The sequence below is a fragment of the Collinsella sp. An7 genome (assembly GCF_002159335.1).
In the GTDB taxonomy this organism is placed as follows: Bacteria; Actinomycetota; Coriobacteriia; order Coriobacteriales; family Coriobacteriaceae; genus Coprousia.
In genome coordinates, this window is record NZ_NFHP01000007.1 from 80,150 (window position 1) to 97,870 (window position 17,721).

15 protein-coding genes are annotated in these 17,721 nt (G+C 65.9%); 1 reads left to right on the forward strand and 14 read right to left on the reverse strand.

Annotated features, from left to right (window positions below; translation table 11 throughout):
- Nucleotides 1-93: 93 nt before the first annotated feature.
- Nucleotides 94-684: an iron-sulfur cluster assembly scaffold protein gene (locus tag B5G20_RS08630; protein WP_087356502.1), complete on the reverse strand. Its 591-nt coding sequence runs from the start codon at nucleotides 682-684 to the stop codon at nucleotides 94-96.
- Nucleotides 685-759: 75 nt separating this feature from the next.
- Nucleotides 760-1,656 carry a hypothetical protein gene (locus B5G20_RS08635; protein WP_087356503.1) on the reverse strand — a complete coding sequence of 299 codons (897 nt, stop codon included), beginning with the start codon at nucleotides 1,654-1,656 and terminating at the stop codon, nucleotides 760-762.
- A 114-nt stretch (nucleotides 1,657-1,770) separates the two neighbouring features.
- Here B5G20_RS08635 and B5G20_RS08640 point away from each other — a divergent pair, with 114 nt between their 5' ends.
- Nucleotides 1,771-3,417 carry a helix-turn-helix transcriptional regulator gene (locus tag B5G20_RS08640; protein ID WP_087356504.1) on the forward strand — a complete coding sequence of 549 codons (1,647 nt, stop codon included), beginning with the start codon at nucleotides 1,771-1,773 and terminating at the stop codon, nucleotides 3,415-3,417.
- Nucleotides 3,418-3,523: 106 nt separating this feature from the next.
- On the opposite strand, the gene asnB is transcribed toward B5G20_RS08640, so the two are convergent.
- From asnB to B5G20_RS08700, 12 genes are all read right to left on the reverse strand, one after another.
- Nucleotides 3,524-5,389 carry an asparagine synthase (glutamine-hydrolyzing) gene (asnB, locus tag B5G20_RS08645; protein ID WP_087356505.1) on the reverse strand — a complete coding sequence of 622 codons (1,866 nt, stop codon included), beginning with the start codon at nucleotides 5,387-5,389 and terminating at the stop codon, nucleotides 3,524-3,526.
- Nucleotides 5,390-5,932: 543 nt separating this feature from the next.
- Nucleotides 5,933-6,625: a 4Fe-4S binding protein gene (locus tag B5G20_RS08650; protein ID WP_087356506.1), complete on the reverse strand. Its 693-nt coding sequence runs from the start codon at nucleotides 6,623-6,625 to the stop codon at nucleotides 5,933-5,935.
- 6 nt (nucleotides 6,626-6,631) lie between these two features.
- Entirely contained in the window at nucleotides 6,632-7,720 is a 1,089-nt protein-coding gene (locus B5G20_RS08655; RefSeq protein ID WP_087356507.1) for a nickel-dependent hydrogenase large subunit, read from the reverse strand.
- Between the two features lies 1 nt (nucleotide 7,721).
- Nucleotides 7,722-8,423 carry an NADH-quinone oxidoreductase subunit C gene (locus B5G20_RS08660; protein WP_087356508.1) on the reverse strand — a complete coding sequence of 234 codons (702 nt, stop codon included), beginning with the start codon at nucleotides 8,421-8,423 and terminating at the stop codon, nucleotides 7,722-7,724.
- Nucleotides 8,424-8,433: 10 nt separating this feature from the next.
- On the reverse strand, nucleotides 8,434-8,877 hold the full coding sequence (nuoB, locus tag B5G20_RS08665) for an NADH-quinone oxidoreductase subunit NuoB (protein WP_087356509.1): 444 nt from the start codon (nucleotides 8,875-8,877) through the stop codon (nucleotides 8,434-8,436).
- Nucleotides 8,878-8,890: 13 nt separating this feature from the next.
- The gene (locus B5G20_RS08670; protein ID WP_087356510.1) at nucleotides 8,891-11,755 is read right to left on the reverse strand and encodes a proton-conducting transporter membrane subunit; all 2,865 of its coding nucleotides are present in this window, start codon (nucleotides 11,753-11,755) and stop codon (nucleotides 8,891-8,893) included.
- A gap of 543 nt (nucleotides 11,756-12,298) precedes the next feature.
- On the reverse strand, nucleotides 12,299-12,751 hold the full coding sequence (locus B5G20_RS08675; protein ID WP_239286946.1) for a winged helix DNA-binding protein: 453 nt from the start codon (nucleotides 12,749-12,751) through the stop codon (nucleotides 12,299-12,301).
- Between the two features lie 12 nt (nucleotides 12,752-12,763).
- Complete coding sequence (fabZ, locus tag B5G20_RS08680) at nucleotides 12,764-13,225, reverse strand: 3-hydroxyacyl-ACP dehydratase FabZ (protein ID WP_087356512.1); 462 nt, start codon at nucleotides 13,223-13,225, stop codon at nucleotides 12,764-12,766.
- A 125-nt stretch (nucleotides 13,226-13,350) separates the two neighbouring features.
- The gene (fabF, locus tag B5G20_RS08685) at nucleotides 13,351-14,598 is read right to left on the reverse strand and encodes a beta-ketoacyl-ACP synthase II (protein WP_087356513.1); all 1,248 of its coding nucleotides are present in this window, start codon (nucleotides 14,596-14,598) and stop codon (nucleotides 13,351-13,353) included.
- Between the two features lie 310 nt (nucleotides 14,599-14,908).
- Nucleotides 14,909-15,670 carry a 3-oxoacyl-[acyl-carrier-protein] reductase gene (fabG, locus tag B5G20_RS08690; protein WP_239286947.1) on the reverse strand — a complete coding sequence of 254 codons (762 nt, stop codon included), beginning with the start codon at nucleotides 15,668-15,670 and terminating at the stop codon, nucleotides 14,909-14,911.
- A 90-nt stretch (nucleotides 15,671-15,760) separates the two neighbouring features.
- Nucleotides 15,761-16,735 (reverse strand): ACP S-malonyltransferase, encoded by a 975-nt coding sequence (fabD, locus tag B5G20_RS08695; protein ID WP_239286948.1) that lies wholly within the window; start codon nucleotides 16,733-16,735, stop codon nucleotides 15,761-15,763.
- A gap of 5 nt (nucleotides 16,736-16,740) precedes the next feature.
- Complete coding sequence (locus B5G20_RS08700; RefSeq protein ID WP_087356515.1) at nucleotides 16,741-17,670, reverse strand: DUF561 domain-containing protein; 930 nt, start codon at nucleotides 17,668-17,670, stop codon at nucleotides 16,741-16,743.
- Nucleotides 17,671-17,721: the final 51 nt, after the last annotated feature.

Here is a 17,721-nt window from a genome sequence, read left to right on the forward strand (position 1 = left end):
GTGATGCCCTGACCTGCGGTGGAGGCAGTTGGTGACGACAGGGCCCGTCGAGCGCGCGCAAAAGCGGAGCAGCTCGCGGCCGCCGTCCGATTCCTAGATCTCGCCGGCCTCGCGGAGCTCTTGGTCCACGCGGCTGTCGCGCAGCGAGCAGTTCTCGGTGAGCATGCAGGGCACGCTCAGGCGCACGCACGGCAGCACCTCGTCGAGTTCGGCCAGCTTGAAGTTGCGCACCCGGAGGTAGTAATCGCCCACCAGGGCGCGCACTGCCTCGAGCGCAAAGATGAGCGTATAGCAGCGGCTCGCAGGCAGCGGCCCGGTGAGGGCGGTGATGTCATCCTCGGTGATGGCGAGGGCCTCCTCTATGGTCTTACCGCGCAGAAGCGTTGCCACGGCCGTGGCGCAGGCGATGGCTGCAAGGCACCCGTGGCTGCGGAAGCCCACCTCGCCAAAGGCGCCCGTCTGGGGATCGGCAACGGCAAAGAGCTGCATTTGGACCGTGCCGCGCTTCTCCTTGCCCACGCTCGCAAACACGTTAGCGCCCTCGGGGATTCCGCCGTTGGCGGCGTCAGCAATGAGATCGATGGTGCGCTTGTCGTACTCCGAGATGGGGGCGTCGCGCTCGATCTGGTACATGTCGGGCGTACGGAGGAAGGGCGTGTCCTCGGTCAGGTGGTTTTTGGGCATGGTTCTCCTTGGTCTGCTGATGGGCGGCGTTCTCTATTCTAAACGTACGGCTGGACCTCGGGTCCCCGCGGCTTGCTAGGGGTTGCGTTGGCGCTCTACGGCGGCCCATTCTGCCAGCGATTTTGCCTGCGCTTCGCTTAGGTAGAGATCGGAGTAGTAGAAGGCGACCCCGTTGCTTGCATGGACCTCGTGGATGTCGTTGAACGAGCCCGCCTCCTGCACTTTGCCAAAGACCTCGCGCGTGTGGGCGCGCGACCAGAGATACGGCGGGTTCATGAGGCTGTCGATGCCCACGGGGCGCGGGTAGGTGCTCGACTCGGTGCGGATCACGTCCACAAAGGTCGCGACGTCGTTATCCTCGGCGGTGTGATAGAGCGCCTTGGCAAAGCTGTGCGAGAGCAGGGCCACCGAGTAGAGATAGGTGGCCTTTTTGCCCTGTATGAGGGCAATGTCGGTAACCACAGGCTCAGGAAGCGGATCGTCCTCGGTAAGCTCCTGCCCCTCGAGCTCCACGTCGAGTGGCTTGGGCGCTGCCACACGGCCCATCACGGGCTTGGCCTCGGCGTGCTCGTGCGCGGCGAGGTACTCAAGGAGCACCGCCTCAAACTCCTTGGCCGTCATGCCCTCGGGTGCCACGGGGCGCTTGCGCCACCGCGCCGTAGTGGTGAGCTTGCCCTCGTACGAGCGCTGACGCACGTCGGTGAAGGCTGCGTCGAGCGCCCGGATCAAAGCGTTGCGGGCGTGGATAGCCTCTCGTTCCTCGGGCGTGAGCTCGGACTCGGCGGCTTCTTCTGCCGCCCCTTCGGGGGCACCGGGCTCCCCTTCTGTGTCAGCCGGCACCGTTTGGCCCGCTGTCTCGACCGTCCCTGCAACACCCGCCGCTGCCGCCCGGGCACCGACTGACGCACCCGGCGCTGCGGGCGGATCGGGCGCGATGTCCTCCACAGGCGCGTTCTTGTCTTGCTGCTGCATGGCCCCTCCTCTGCGCGAGTTTGCTGCGAACCAGTGTAATACAAGGTATACTCGGTATCACCTAAAACAGGTGACTGGTTGGTTTACCAGCTGCTAGAGGAAGGGGCGACCAGGTTGAACGTACCGAGTGAGGAGCCGCGCGGCACCGACCGCACGCTCGTCCCCGTGATTGCGGGCCTGGCCTGCTCCGCCGTATCGTTTGCCCTCGTGGTGCAGCAGGGGCGCCTTACCGGGGCCTCGCCCGCAGCCAATGGCCTTGTTACCCTTGTGGTGTGCCTTGCCGCTGCTGCTCTGGCCCTCATCAGCATGCGCGTCGGCCGCCTTGCCAAGCGGGCCGTGTTTCTCATCACGTTTATCGCCATCCACATCGCGGGCATCGGGGCGCTCGGACTCACCTTTCTTGATGTTGCCGGGGGCGACGCCCCCGCTTTTCTTACCGGCGCGCTCGAGGCGCTGAGCGGCACGGGAAGCGTCCTTCTTGCGTTCTACTGGCTACGCAAGCTGCGCGCCGCCACGGCAGACGCCACCGCACTCGTGGCGTTCTCTGCCCTTATGGTGAGCGCCGTGCTCGTTGCCGTGCTCGGCATCTTGGGGCCCGCCGTGCGACACCTCGCTGCCTTTGCGCTCTCGTTTGCCCAGTTTGCGATCACACGCGCCTCGCGCCGGCACGACGCCCCCGGCGAGGTGCGGCCCGCGCAGCCCGGCGCCTACTTTGGCACCGGCGAGGCCCGCTACTCCGACCGCGGCTATCTCGCCACCGCGCTCATCGGCGTGTGCGGCATGGCGCTTGCCGCCGGCGTGGCCGAGGCGCTCACCCCGCCCACCGCGGGGGACCCGCTTGCAGAGGTGCTGCGCCGCCTCGTTTCGCTCGTCTGCGCCGGCGCGGCCGCCTTCTGCGCCCTCCGGCACGCCCGCTCACACTCCGAGCGGCCGCTCGCCCCCGAGCTCTGGATCGCCCTCGGGCTCTTTGTGGGGGTCGGAACCGTGCTGCTCTCGCTTGGCGGCGAGGCGGCGTTTGCGGGCGGCTCGGTCGCCACCGCGGCTGCGCTTTTGCTGCAGGCGATGGTCTCGTACCTCTCGGTTGCCTTTGCGAGCTTTGGCGCGCGCGACCCCTACGTCTACGCTGCGGTTTCGTGGGTCGCCCTCAATGCCTGCCAGGTGGTGGGTACCGACCTCGGCTATCTGGTGGCGGCTGCCGCGCCGGGCAACCTCGCGCCCGCCATCGCCGTAATGGGCCTCTGCGCCCTTGCGTCCACCCAGGTCGTCTTCTCGCAGCTCATGCGCGACCCTGAGCGCACCGTGGTGCTCTCCGACCTCGAGGAGGGCAATCTGCCCGAGCGCATCACCCCGAGCACCATCGTGATCGCCGCCTCGATTGAGCAGGCGCTGCTCGAGGCGGACGGGTCGGCAGGCGACGCGTCCTCCGAGGCTGTGGGCGCTGAGCCTTCGGCTTCCCCCACCCCCGTCGATATCGCCACGGACGGCAGCAATACCTCCGCAGCCCCCACGCCGGCCCCTGTCGCCAGCCCGGAGGTGCATATCGCCACCTCCGTCATTTCCATGGGCCAGCGCTTCGGCCTCACAGGGCGCGAGATCGAGGTCCTCACGCTCTATGCGCTCGGCCACACCCAGGCCCGCGTGAGCGAGGAACTCCACCTCTCGCAGAACACCGTGCACACGCATATCAAGCGCATCTACGACAAGACCGATCTGCACTCCCGCCAAGAGATTCTGGACTATCTCGCCGAGTACGAGGGTTAGGGCAGCAAATGGCTCATTTGGGGACGGGGTTGTTTTGCACCATTTTTGAAAATGGTGCAAAACAACCCCGTCCCCAAATGAGCCACGCCTTGGCGCGCAGTGCAGCCTACTCGTCGATGAAGTAGCGCTTGTACCAGACAAGGAACGTCAGCGACGTGTAGATCTTGCGCTGGTTGAGCGCCTTGCCGGCAAAGTGGTCGTTGAGCATCTGCATGAGCTGCTTGGTGTCAAAGAACTCCTCGGCCCACGGCGCGGTGAAGTATTCCTTAACGTAGTCGTAGTACTTCTGCTCGCGCAGCCAGAACTTGAGCGGCACGGGGAAGCCCTTCTTGGGGCGCGTGGCCCACTCGTCGGGCAGGCAGCGGTTGGCCGCGTGACGGAGCACCTGCTTGTTGCCGTTCTCGTTGATGCGGAAGCGCGCCGGCACGTGCTCGGCGAACTCCATGACCTTCTTGTCGAGGAAGGGCACGCGCAGCTCCAGCGAGTGTGCCATGCACATCTTGTCGGCCTTGAGCAGGATGTCGCCCGGCAGCCACATGTTCATATCGAGGTACTGCTTTTTGGACAGCTCGCAGAAGCCCGGCACGCGTGCGTAGACCGGCGCGCAGAGCTCAAAGGCGTCCGGACCCTTGTCGTAGGCCGGCTTGAGTACCGCGTCGGCCTCGTCCGGGCGGAATACCGACGCCTGGCCCACGTACCAGGTCTCGGGCTTCTCGGCGCACTTGAGCAGGAAGTTGCGCCCCTTGATGAACGGCATGTGCTCGGCGATGCGCCCGAGAACGCGGCGCACCGGACGAGGCACCCAGCGCTTGAACGTCTTCATCTCGCGCGTGTCCTCGTACCAAGAGTAGCCCGCAAAGAGCTCGTCGGCGCCCTCTCCCGAGAGCACCACCGTTACGTGCTCGGCCGCGAGCTTGGCGAGGTACCAGAGCGGCACGCTCGAGAGGTTGGACTGCGGCTCGTCCATGTGGTACTGGATGTCGGGCAGCGCGTTGAAGAAATCGTCGGCCGTGATCATCTTGCGGATGTTCTCGACCCCAAGCTTCTCGGACAGCTCAGCCGCGTAGTTAGTCTCGTTAAAGTCCTTGTAGTCAAAGCCCACCGAGAAGGTCTCGTCGGGCATGAGGCATGCGGCGATGTAGCTCGAATCAACACCGCCCGAGAGGAACGATCCTACCTTGACGTCGGCGATGCGGTGCGCATCGACGCTCTCGTGCACCACGCGGTCGCACTCGTCCACGTACTGGTCGAAGGTCTTGGAGTTGTCGTCCGAGAAGTCGCACTCCCAGTAGCGACGGATGTTGAGCGCGCCCGTGGCGATGTCGTAGGTAAAGCAGTGCGCGGGCGGCAGCTTGTAGACACCGGCAAAGAAGGTCTCGTCCGTAGCCGGGAACTGCATGGTGAGGTATGGGCGAAGCGCCTGGTGGTTGACCGCCTTAACAAAGCTCGGGTGCTCGAGGAAGCTCTTGATCTCGCTGCCAAAGAGGAAGTCCCCGGTTGCCGGGCGGCCATCGCAGCCGTCGGCCCGATAGTAGTAGAACGGCTTGATGCCAAAGATGTCACGCGCGCCGAAGAGCCGGTGGTTGCGCGCGTCGTAGACCACGAAGGCGTACATGCCGCGCAGGCGGTCGACCAGCCGCTCCCCCCACGCCTCGTAGCCGTGGACGAGAACCTCGGTGTCGGCGTTGCAGTGGAAGGTGTAGCCGGCCTGCTCGAGCTCGGAGCGAAGCTCCATGAAGTTGTAGATCTCGCCGTTGAAGACCACGAAGACGCTGCCGTCCTCGTTGCCCATGGGCTGGGCGCCCGCCTCGGTGAGGTCGAGGATGGACAGGCGGCGGAAGCCGAGCGCCACCTCGTCGGTGAGGTGCGAGCCGCCCATGTCGGGGCCGCGGTGGACGATACGGTCCATCATGGCGTCGAGCGCCTGCTGCCTGTTATCGATCTGGCCGGTAAAACCGACGAATCCGCACATAGACATCCCTCCAGGGGGCTTACGGCCCATCCGGCGCCGCGCCCGCGTCTCGTATACCCGTGAAAGGGTACCACGCCCGCCTGGAGCTGCCCAAAGGTGCATGCAATCTCCGTGGCGCGGAAACGGGCCGGCCCCGGTTTGGCAACGGTTTGGCAACGCGGGTTGAGGCCGACTGACTGCTTGTCGCCCGTTTCTTCGCAGCCGTCCTCCTGACAGGCGGTTGCGCAACGGCCCTGCTTGGGGGTTCCGCTTGGCGGACCCGTCTGGCGCCCCTGCTTTGCAAAATGCCGTTCACCCACTGGCGGTCCCGCTTGACGCCCCTTTTGCAAATCGCGGTTCACTCACGTAAACGGCGTTATTTGGCCTGAAAATGCTCAAAGCATGAGTGAACCACGTTTTGTGGAGGGCGCTGGAGTGCGGGCGGGGTGCCGGACCGCGGGGGAGGTGCCTCCGCCGTACTACCGCGATAAACAAAAAGGGTACCGCCGGCTCGCTTGGAGCTGGCGGTACCCTGTTGCGATGCGAATTGCGTACCCAAAGGGCTTACTCGGCGGCCTTCTTGGCCTCGCGGGCCTCGAGGGCGGCGCGCACCTTGGCGGCCTTCTCGGGGTCCATGGCGGCGAGCTTGGCCTCCATCTTGGCCTTGCGCTCGGCCTCGGCCGGGTCCTCCGCCGGAGCGGCGTCCGCACCCTTGGACGCGGTGGCCTCAGCCGCAGCCGGCTTGGCGGCCTCCCCCTCAGCGCCCTCAGCCGCCTTGGCGGCCTTCTTGGCGGCGGCAGCCTTCTTGGCCGCCTCCACGCGGGCCTGTTGCTCGGGCGTCAGCTCGCGCTTGGGTTTGGCAGCACTTGCGGCGGCACCGGCCTTGGCGCCCGCAGCGGGCTTGGCCGGCACGTCCTTGTGCAGGGTGATGGTGGTCAGAGTCTCCGTGGGCTCGGTGGGCAGCACGCCCATCGAGAGGCAGTTCTTGGGGCACTCGTGGGTGCAGCTCGCGCACGAGATGCACATGTACGGGTCGAGCTTCCAGTCGCCCGCCTTGCGGTCGACCGTAATGGCGCCCACCGGGCAGGCGCGCTGGCACATGCCGCAGAGGATGCAGGTGTCGATATCGCACTCAAGATGCCCGCGCATCTGCGGGAAGAGGTGCTCGATGTCACGCTTCTCGTACGGATACCGCACGGTCGCCGGCTTAGAGAACAGCGAGCGCAGCGTCATCTTTGCCAGTTTGAAAGTTCCCATGCCGGCCTACCTTTCCGTGCAGGAGATGCACGGGTCGATCGTAAGGATGATCATCGGGACATCCGCAAGGTCCACGCCCTGGAGCGCCTTGACAAGGCCGCCCAGGTTCTGCGAGGTGGGCGTGCGCAGGCGGAAGCGGTCGAGGTACTTGGTGCCGTTGCCGCGCACGTAGTAGAACGCCTCGCCGCGGGGCTGCTCGATGAGCACGTGGCTCTGACCCTCGGGCACGACCTTGGCCTTGGGCTTGCCGCCGATGCCGTCGTGCGGAATCTTGGCGACGAGCTCCTTGATGATGTCCATCGACTGCAGGACCTCCTCCGCACGCACCTTGCAGCGCGCGTAGCAGTCGCACTCGGTGGAGATGATCGGCGCAAAGTGGTCGAGATCGCCGTAGGCGCCGTAGCCGGTGGAGCGCATGTCGTGCTCCACGCCCGAACCCTTTGCAAACGGGCCGACCATCGAGAGCTCCGTGGCGTCCTCGTAGGAGATGGTGCCCACGCCGCACAGGCGGCTCTTGACGGAGAGGTCGTTCATCATGGTGTCGAGGATCACCTGGTACTCGGCGCGCATGCTGTCGAGCTTCTCGCAGATGGCGTGCAGCTCGGAGTCCTCGATGTCGTGCGCGAGACCGCCCACGATGAGGATGGAGAGGATGATGCGGCCGCCGCAGGTGCGCTGGAAGATGTCGAGGATGTTCTCGCGCAGGCGCCAGCAATGGTTGAAGAGGGCCTCAAAGCCAAAGGCGTCGGCCAGAAGGCCCAGCCACAGCAGGTGCGAGTGGATACGCGAGAGCTCCTCGAGGATGTCGCGCAGGTAGACCACGCGGCGAGGCACCTCGATGTTGAGGAGCTTCTCGGTGGCGCTCACGTAGCCGTAGCCGTGGCCGTGGCTGCAGATGCCGCAGGTGCGCTCGGCGATGTAGACAAACTGGTTGAAGTCGCGCTTCTGGGTGAGCTTCTCCAGGCCGCGGTGCACGTAGCCGATCTGCGGGATGGCCTCGATGACCTTCTCGTCCTCGACGACGAGGTCGAGGTGGATGGGCTCCGGCAGCACCGGGTGCTGCGGCCCGAACGGAATGACGGAACGGGTTGCCAATCTACTCACCATCCTTTGCGGCGGCCTTGGCAGCCTTGGCGGCAAGCGCGGCGCGCACCTTTGCGGCTTTCTCGGGGTCCATGGCGGCGAGCTTGGCCTCCATCTTGGCGGCGCGCTCTGCCTCCTTGGCGGCGGCGTCCTCAGCGGGCGCGGCCTTGGGAGCGGCAGCGGCAGCCGGGTCGGGCTCATCGCCCACGGAGCCTGCGCTCTTGCCGGCGGCAACGGCAGCCTCCTTGGCGTCGGCCGCAGCCTCGGCCTTGGCGGCCTGTGCGGCCTCGGCGGCCTTGCGCGCCTTGGCGGCCGCGGCGGCCTTCTGCTTGGCGAGCTTCTCGCGCTCGGCCTTCATCTCGGGGGTGATAACCGTCATGGGCGCTTCCTCGGCCACGTTGAAGAAGTGACCGCCAAAGTCGAGCACCATGTTGACGAAGTGCACGCCAAACAGGTCGTGGGTCTCGTTCTCGTAGCTAAACGCGGCAAAGTAGAGTCCCTGGATCGAGGGCACCTCGCTCGTCTCGTCGATACCGTAGACCACGAGGTTGAGGGCGTTGTCGCAGGTCTCGTCGTAGAAGGTGTAGACGAGGTCCATACCCGCGGCCGTGGTCTCGGCAAACATCTGGATAAAGCGGAAGCCTTCGTGCTTGAGCGTCTGGACGCGCGTGAGCAGCTCGCCCAGCGGCACGTCGACGAATTCGGTGGTGTACATCCGCGCCTCCTTAGCGGGTCTTCTCGGCGGCCTGGAGCTTGGCGGCCTTCTCGTCCAAGATCTTCACGGCTTTGAGCACGGCGTCGATGATCGTCTCGGGGCGCACCGCGCAACCGGGGGCGTACACGTCGACGGGGATGGCCTTGTCGGCGCCGCCGATGACGTTGTAGGCATCCTTAAAGACGCCGCCCGTGCAGGCACAGATACCGCACGCCACCACGACCTTAGGCTCGAGCATCTGCTCGTAGATATGCTTGACCACGTTGACGTTCTGGTGGTTGATGGCGCCGGTGATGAGGAAGATGTCGGCGTGCTTGGGGTTGCCCGTGTTGATGATGCCAAAGCGCTCGATGTCGTAGAGCGGCATCATCGAGTCGAGAACCTCGATGTCGCACCCGTTGCAGCTCGAGCCATCGTAATGGATGAGCCAGGGTGACTTAGAAGAGTAGCTCATAGCGTATGCTCCCTTAGATGAACGGGGTGATGAGGACGTAGAAGAGGTTCACGACGCCCATCACGAGCGCCACGAGCCAGGCACCGGAGAGGCAATTCTGCCACTTCATGCGCGCGAAGTTGTTGTCGATCACAACCTCGAAGAACCACGCCGCCAGCGCCACGACCACGGCGAGCACGATCGAGGCCGGATTGTCCCAGATAAAGAACATGCCCACCCACATGAGGAAGAGGATGCTCTCGCACCAGTGCATGATCTCGACCTTGGCGAGCGTGCGGCCGCTCATCTCGGTGGTGATGCCCTTGACGATCTCCTGGTGCGCATGGTGGCTGTAGGAGAGATCGAACGGGCTCTTGCGGAGCTTGATGGTGAGCACAAAGAGCAGGCCCAGGAAGATCGGGACGAGCGACACGATGATCGGTGCGTTGAGGTTGAAGAGCTGCGCCACGTCGAAGGACTGGGTGGCGGTGAAGAACCCGACCGTCATGATGAGGAGCATGGGCTCATAGCTCATGACCTGCAGGCACTCGCGGTCGGCGCCGGTATCGGCGTAGGGGCTGCGCGCGGAGTAGGCTGCGATGATCATGAAGAGCGTGGCGAGCGTAACCAGGAACACGCACATGAGCAGGTTGGAGCCCGAGATGAACATGCCACCGGCGAGCAGCGCAAAGATGAGCGCGCAGGTGACGTAGGCCTCGTCCACAGCGTTGACGCTCGCGTCCTCCTTAGAGAGGAGCTTGCGGACGTCGTAGTAGGGCTGGAGCAGGCGAGGACCAACGCGCCCCTGCATGTGGGCCGAGATCTTGCGGTCGAGGCCGTCGAGCAGGCATCCCAGGATAGGCGCCGCAATGGCAAAGACCACGATGCCCACGAGCACGCCGCCGAGGCCCGGACCAACCAGGAGCACCTGACGGTCGACAAAGAACGAGCCGCCCACGAGCGCGGGGATGGCAAAGATGAAGCACGCTGCAAAGGCCATGAGGATGATGCAGGTGCCCAGGATGACGCCCACAAGGGTGAGCTTGTCCTCGGGGAAGACGCCCGTCATGTACCAGTTGCGCTTGACACTCGTCATGGTGCGACCCATCGAGCCGTGATACTGACGGCCGTCGGGGTCGGTGCACTGGCCGCCGAGGTACACGGCAACGCGGCGCTTATCGGTGGCGCGGCCCCACGGCGTGAGGAGCACGATGGCGATAAAGACCACGATGGCGGCCATGATGAGCATGTTGTCGACGCCGATGAGCTGCGGCATGACGTGGTAGACGCCCTCGAGATAGGGGCCGACGACCGCCTGCGAGATCACCGGCAGGAGCACGCAGCAGGCGATGAGCAGGCACGAGATGAACCCGATGGCCGCCCACTCGCTCTTGTGCACGCCGCCCTCGACGTTCTCGGCCTTCTGCGCCACGCCGGCGAGCTTGCCGAGCCACTTGGCCCAGAAGAAGAAGGTCGCGGCCGAGCCAAAGGCGAGCAGGATGAGGAAGACCACGTTGCCGGTCTCGGCAAACGAGACGAGCGTGGCCCACTTGGAGATGAGCATGCCGAAGGGCGCTACGAACATACCCATGATGCCGAGCATCATGAAGCGGGTGAGGCGCGGCAGACGGCTGAAGAGGCCGTCCATGTCCTCGATGTTGCGCGAGCCGATGCGGTGCTCGACCGTGCCCACGCACAGGAAGAGCGTGGACTTGGACACGGTGTGGAAGATGATGAGGAAGATCGCCGCCCAGACGGCCTCGGCGGTGCCCACGCCCGCGCAGGCGGAGATGAGGCCGAGGTTGGCGATGGTGGAGTACGCGAGCACGCGCTTGGCGTTGCTCTGGGTGATGGCCATGAACGAGCAGAGCACGAAGGTCACGCCACCAATACCCACGACCATGGCCGAGGCGGCCGGGTAGATGAGGTAGAGCGGCGCGAGCTTAACGAGCAAAAAGACGCCGGCCTTGACCATCGTGGAGGAGTGGAGCAGGGCGCTCGTGGGGGTCGGGGCCACCATGGCGCCGAGCAGCCAGCTGTGGAACGGCATCTGCGCGGCCTTGGTGAGGCCGGCGACCGAGAGCAGCATGATGGGCAGGATGAGCGTCGGGGCAAAGACGGAGTTGGCCACGACGGTGAGCGAGGCGAGCGAAAGCGGCAGGCCCCACAGATGGATGATAAAGAGCGCCGCCAAGAAGGCAATGCCGCCGATCATGTTGAGGATAATCTGGCGGAAGGAGTTCTTGATGGCCTCGGGCGTGCGGGTGTAGCCGATCATGAGGAACGAGCACACGGTGGTGATCTCCCAGCCGGTGAACATCCACTCGAGATTGTCCGAAAGCACGATCACGAACATCGCCGAGAGGAACAGGAACATGAGCGCCGCGAAGAAGTGGCGGCGGTCGGGCGCGCCGGCGGGCTCATGATGCTGGAAGTCCTTCATGTAGCCCAGGGCGTACACGCAGATGGCGCTGCCTACGAGGCCCACGATGAGCACCATGATGACCGAGAGCTGGTCGAGGTAGACCGGCTCGGTGAGCATGTGCTCGGCACCCTCGGGCAGCGTGAGGTTGGCGAAGTAGATGACGCCGACCGTCTGCACGAGCCCAAGCACGAGCGCGAGCTTATTCTTGTAGCGAATCGCGAACCAGAGGATCACCGCGCAGAGCACGATGTCGACGATCGTCATCACCCAGGTGATGACGTAGCTCGCCTCCTGCGGCAGGGCGAATGTGGTGTATCCGCCGAGCAGGTGCTGGACCGCGAAGATCACGGACGCGACGCCCGTGACGCCCGCTGCCGCGATGGTGATGACGCCACGCTGACTCTCACTCCTAAAGAGCATCAGCGCGACGGCTGCCACCAAGGGCGCGACGACGAGAAATGCGATGAGACCCATAGCTTTTCCCCTCTTGACCTGAGATTCGGACGCATACAGGCGCCCGAGCCAATATCTTCCGTATTGTACCTGAACGGCGCACACACTTCGCGCACAAATGGGGCTGGTGAGAGCGTCCTCGCGGATGCAGCGCGATGACCCCTACGCTGGGATAATGGCAACCGGGGGGTATTTGCAGCAGTTGGCCCTACTTGGCGGCTACGTGTCCCGGACGTCGGAGCGCTCCCCAGCTCCCCTCTGGGCTCGACGGCCTTCGGCCTCGCTTCGCGACTCGCCCTGAGAGGGGTCAAGTCCGCCCCGACGCGCCAATCTTGCGACGTAGACGTGCGCGTTCGATTCGGGAGGCATGCTGACATGTCATGTCGCACGTGAGACATGGGCCATGGGAAGGCTGAGCCCCGACTTTACCCCTGGGTTCTCAAGAGATGTCAAGCGACTCAGGAGACGTCGAGTGAACCTTCAACCGCACGCAGAGCACTATACAAAAAGCAGGCGGACCGGACGCGTCTCTTACGTCCGGCCCGCCTGTTTTGGTTGCGCCCGTTATGCGCTTGCCGGTACTTCCGGCATGAGCTCCTCAGACATCACTTGGAGCATCTCCTCGAGCTTGGCGAGGTCTTCGGGCGAGAAGCGCTGCTTGATGCGCTCGATCACCTCGTGCACGTACGACGCGCTCACGTTGTAGTAATCGAGGTACTTCTGCGTAGGGCGCAGATGATACTCGCGCCCGTCGCTCTCCGACTGCACCTTCTCAACGTAGCCCTTCTTGATGAGGCTGCCGATCTTGTAAGCGGCGTTGGACGACGAGATGCGCATAAAGGTGGCAAACTCATGCACCGTGGGCGAGCCGAGCGCCGCGATGGCCTCCATGGCAAAGGACTCCACCGTGGTGAGGCTCGCCTCGCGATCTTGGAAGCGGGCGAACGTCTCCATATAAAAGTGCAGTTTGAACTTGCGGTACACGTCGTTGAACCGTTCCTCGAGCAACTCTTTCACCTCGCCGGGCCCTTACTGGCCGTTCTCTCCCGAGCCGAGCGCAAGCGTGAGCTCGGCCGTGGTGGCAACCTTGCCGTCCACGCGCGCCGTGCCCTCCACAAAGGCAAAGGAGCCGCGCGTGCGCACGATGCGCGCCTCGAGCTCGAGCACGTCGCCGGGGCGGACCTGGCGTTTAAAGCGCGCGTCCTTGATCTGGGCGAAGAAGCCGAGCTTGCCGCGGTTCTCGGGCGCGGCGAGCACCGCCACGGCGGCCGTCTGGGCGAGGGCCTCGACGGTGAGCACGCCGGGGAGCACGTGGTACTGGGGGAAGTGCCCGCAGAACACGGGGCTCATCACGCTCACGCAGAGCTGGCCGCGCGCCCACGAGCCCACCTCGCCATCGGTGATGCGGTCGACGAGCGCAAAGGGATAGCGGTGCGGCAGGATCTGCGCGATCTGGTTGGAGTCGAGCACTAGGCGCTCGGAATCAGCCATGAGAACCTTCCTTTCGTGAGAGGAGTCGGGGTGGAGCGCTGGCAGGGGCGACCAGCAGGTTAAGCCCGCGTCAGCGAGGGCGTCCGCAGCGTCGGCCCGGTCCGCGGTTCGTAGAACCGCGGAACTTAGTACTTCTTCATGAGCAGGCACGCGTTGTGCCCGCCAAAGCCGAGCGAGTTGGAGAGCGCGTAGGTGACGCTCGCCTCGCGGCCCTCGTTGGGCACGCAGTCGAGGTCGCACTCGGGGTCGGGCTCCACATAGCCGATGGTCGCCGGCAGGTAGCCGTCGCGCACCGCGAGCGCGGTAAAGATGGCCTCGACGGCACCGGCGGCGCCGAGCATGTGGCCGGTCATGGACTTGGTGGACGAGACCGCGAGCTCGTAGGCGTGATTGCCAAAGACGGCCTTGATGGCCTGAGTCTCGCAGCGGTCGTTGAGCTGGGTGGAGGTGCCGTGCGCGTTGATGTAGTCAACGGCCTCGGGCGCCACGCCGCCGGCATCGTCGAGCGCCTGCTGCATGGCGCGGGCGCCGCCCTCGCCGTTCGGCGCGGGTGCGGTGATGTGGTGCGCGTCGCAGGTGACGCCGTAGCCCACGACCTCGGCGATAATCTGAGCGCCGCGCGCCTTGGCGTGCTCGAGCTCCTCGAGGAGCAGCATGCCGGCGCCCTCGCCCATCACGAAGCCCGAGCGGCGGGCGTCGAAGGGAATGGACGCAGCCGCGGGGTCGTCACCCGTGTGGAGCGCGCGCATGGTGGTAAAGCCGCCGATGGAGAGCGGGGTGATGGCCGCCTCGGTGCCGCCGGCGAGCATGACCTCGGCATAGCCGTCGCGGATGTGGCGGAAGGCGTCGCCCACGGCGTTGGAGCCGCCGGCGCACGCGGTGACGGGGCAGGTGCACATGCCCTTGAAGCCCATCTCGATGGCCACCTCGCCGGCCGCCATATTGGAGATGCCCGAGGGGATATAGAACGGCGAGCAGCGGTCGAAGCCGCGCTTGAGGCAGCTCTCGGTCTGCTTCTCGGTCTCCTCCACGCCGCCGATGCCGGAGGAGACGATCACGCCGGCGCGCGTGGCGTCGATGGCGGTGGTGTCGAGCCCGGCCTGCTCAACGGCCTCGCGGGCGGCGATGAGCGCAAACTGGGCGAAGCGCGCGAGGTGTTTGGCGCGCTGACGGCCGAGCAGCTCGGCGGCATCCCAGTCCTTGACCTCGGCGGCCAGGGTGACCTTGCGGCCGGTGGCATCGTAGCGCGTGATGGGCCCGATGCCGCAGGTTCCGGCGCGAACGGCGTCCCAGCTCTGGGCAACGGTGTTGCCGAGCGGGGTCACGGCGCCCATGCCCGTGATGACGACACGGCGCTTTGTTGAGGTTTCCATGCGTTGCTCCTTTCGGACGTCCCCCGCCGGGGACGGGTTCATAACCAAGCGTGGTAGAGGTGAGAACGAGAAGGACGCCTTTTCCTAGGGCCCGGACTTAGGAGCTAACCCAAGTCTGCCACCCACCAGGTTTGGCGCATGACGGCGAGCGGCCAGTTGGTGAGCCGAGGTGCCCCGAAAGGGGAGCGCCGCGTGCTTAAGGCACGCAAGCGACGGCTTGAGGGGCTAGATGCAGTACCTCAGCAGGCCGAGCGGGCTTCCCAGGTGCGCCGGATCACCCCGAAGCGAGGCGGCGTGCCTGGGGAGCCCGCTACATGCCCATGCCGCCGTCTACGCCGAGCACCTGCCCTGTGATGTAGCGGGCGTCGTCGGAGACGAGGAAGGCGACGGCGTGGGCCACGTCCTCGGGCTCGCCGAGGGCGCGCGCCGGAATCTGGGCGAGCGTGGCCTCGCGGGCGGCCTCGGGCATGGCGTCGGTCATATCGGTGGCGATAAAACCGGGGGCCACGGCGTTAACGCGGATGCCGGCACCGGCCACCTCGCGCGCGAGCGACTTAGTGAGGCCGATGAGCCCCGCCTTGCTCGCAGCGTAGTTGACCTGCCCGGCGTTGCCGTGAATGCCCACGACGGAGCTCATATTGACGATGGCACCCGAGCGAGCGCGCATCATGGGGCGAAGCACCGCCTTGGCCATATAGAACGCGCCGGTGAGGTTGGTGGCGATGACCGCCTCAAAGTCCTCGGCGCTCATGCGCGCGGCGAGCTTGTCGCGCGTGATGCCGGCGTTGTTGACGAGGATGTCCACCCCGCCGAGCTCCTTGGCGGCGTCCACGAGGGTGGCTGCGGCGTCGGCGCTCGCCACATCGGCCTGGATGGCGCGGGCCGCAACACCAAGCGCCTCGGCGGCGGCACGGGTCTCCTCGGCGGCCGCGGCGTTGCCCGCATACGAGAAGACGACGTTGGCACCGCGGGCGGCGAGCTCGAGCACGATGGCCCGGCCGATCCCGCGGCTGCCGCCGGTGACGATGGCCACCTTACCGGCGAGGTTCTGTTGCATAGCTGGGGTTTCCATGGTTCTCCTTCTTGGGTTCCTGGCTCATGTCAGGCAATGGACGGGCGACGCCTGCGCGCCGACCCGGGGCGGGCGCCGCGCGACGCTCGCCTAGCAGGCGGCGAGCTTCTCGGCGAGACCCTCCACGTCGGCGACCGTCTCCACCGGCACGCAGGTGATACCGGGCTCCGTCTTGCGCACGAGGCCCGAGAGCACCTTGCCGGGCCCGATCTCTACCACGCGGGTCACACCGAGCTCGGCTAGACGGTGGATGGTCTCCTCCATGCGCACCGAGCTCTGCACCTGGCGCTCGAGCAGGCCGGGGATGCGGTCGTCCTCGCCGGCCTCGCGGCCGAGCGTGTTAAAGAGCACGGGCACCTCCATGGCGCCGAACGTCTCGGTCGCAAAGCGCTCGCGCAGGGCATCGCCCGCCGGGGCGAGCAGCGAGGTGTGGAAGGGGCCGCTCACCTTGAGGGGGATGCAGCGGCGCGCGCCGGCCTCCTTGGCAAGCGCCGCGGCGCGCTCGACGGCCGGGGCGTCGCCCGCGATAACCGTCTGACCGGGGCAGTTGTAGTTGGAGACCTCGACGGTGCCGAGGTCCTCGGCCATGGCGGCGGCCACGGCCTCCTCAACGCCCGTGTGGTCGAGCCCGAGGATAGAGATCATGGCGGTGTCGCGCCCAGCAGCGGCCTCGGTCATGGCCTGCCCGCGGAAGCGCGCGAGGCGCACAGCCTGCACCGGCTCAAACACTCCCGCGCAAGCGAGGGCGGAGTACTCGCCGAGGGAGAGGCCCGCCGCGTAGGACGGTACGATGCCGCGCTCGGCCAGCACCGCGGCAAGGCCGGCCGCAAAGGCCACCATCGCCGGCTGGGTGTTGGCGGTGAGCGAGAGTTCGGCGTCCGGGCCCTCGAACATAAGGGCCTTAAGATCAAAATCGACGGCGTCGTCCGCCGCGTCGATCACGCGGGCAAAGGTGGGAAACGCCTCGTAGAGGTCGGCGCCCATGCCGGCGTGCTGCGAGCCCTGTCCCGCAAAGAGAAAGGCGGGCGCCAGCTGCTCGGTGGTACTCGGGGTGTTCTCGGTCATGGCTGTTACGCCTCCAGGCTCTCAATTGTGGCCTTGCAGCCGCTCATCAGGTCCTCAAAGATCGCGCGGACGGGGCGCACCTCGGTTACGAGGCCGGCCACCTGGCCGCACATAAAGCTGCCGGTGTCGACGTCGCCGTCAAACACGGCGCGGCGGAGCGACCCGAGCGTGAGCGCCTCGAGCTCGTCGCGCTTGGTGTCGGTGCGCTCGAGCTCCAGGTACTTCTTGGTCATCTTGTTCTTGAGGCAGCGGACGGGCGCGCCAGCCGGGCGGCCGGTCACCACGGTGTCGTTGACGCCCGCCTTGACGACCTTCTCCTTGTAGTTGGCGTGGATGGGGCACTCCTCGCTCGCGAGCAGGCAGGTGCCCACCTGCACACCGCATGCGCCGAGCGCAAAGGCGGCGGCCATGCCGCGACCGTCGGCAATGCCGCCGGCGGCAATCACGGGCAGGTCGACGGTATCCACCACGGCCGGTACGAGCGCCATCGTGGTGGCCTCGCCCACGTGCCCGCCAGACTCGGTGCCCTCGGCGATAATGCCATCGATGTCGAGGCGCGCAAGGCGCTTGGCAAGGATCGGCGCGGCCACCACGGGGAAGATCTTGATGCCGGCGGCCTTCCAGTCGGCCACGTACTTGGCCGGGTTACCGGCGCCGGTGGTCACGACCTTGACGCCCTCCTCCGCAACCACGCGCGCGCAGTCGTCGATGTGCGGGTTCATGAGCATGAGGTTCACGCCGAAAGGTTTGTCGGTGAGCTCCTTGGCGCGACGGATCTGGGCGCGCAGCGACTCGCCGTCGAGGCCGCCGCCCGCCACGAGGCCGAGCGCACCGGCGTTGGAGCAGGCCGCCGCAAACTCGCCGGTGGCGATATTTGCCATGCCGCCCTGGATGATGGGGAACTCCGTCCCAAGGATCTCGTTCAGCTTCTTCATCTGGCTATCGGTTCCTTTCTGTGACTCATTTTGGGACGGGGTTGTTTTGAG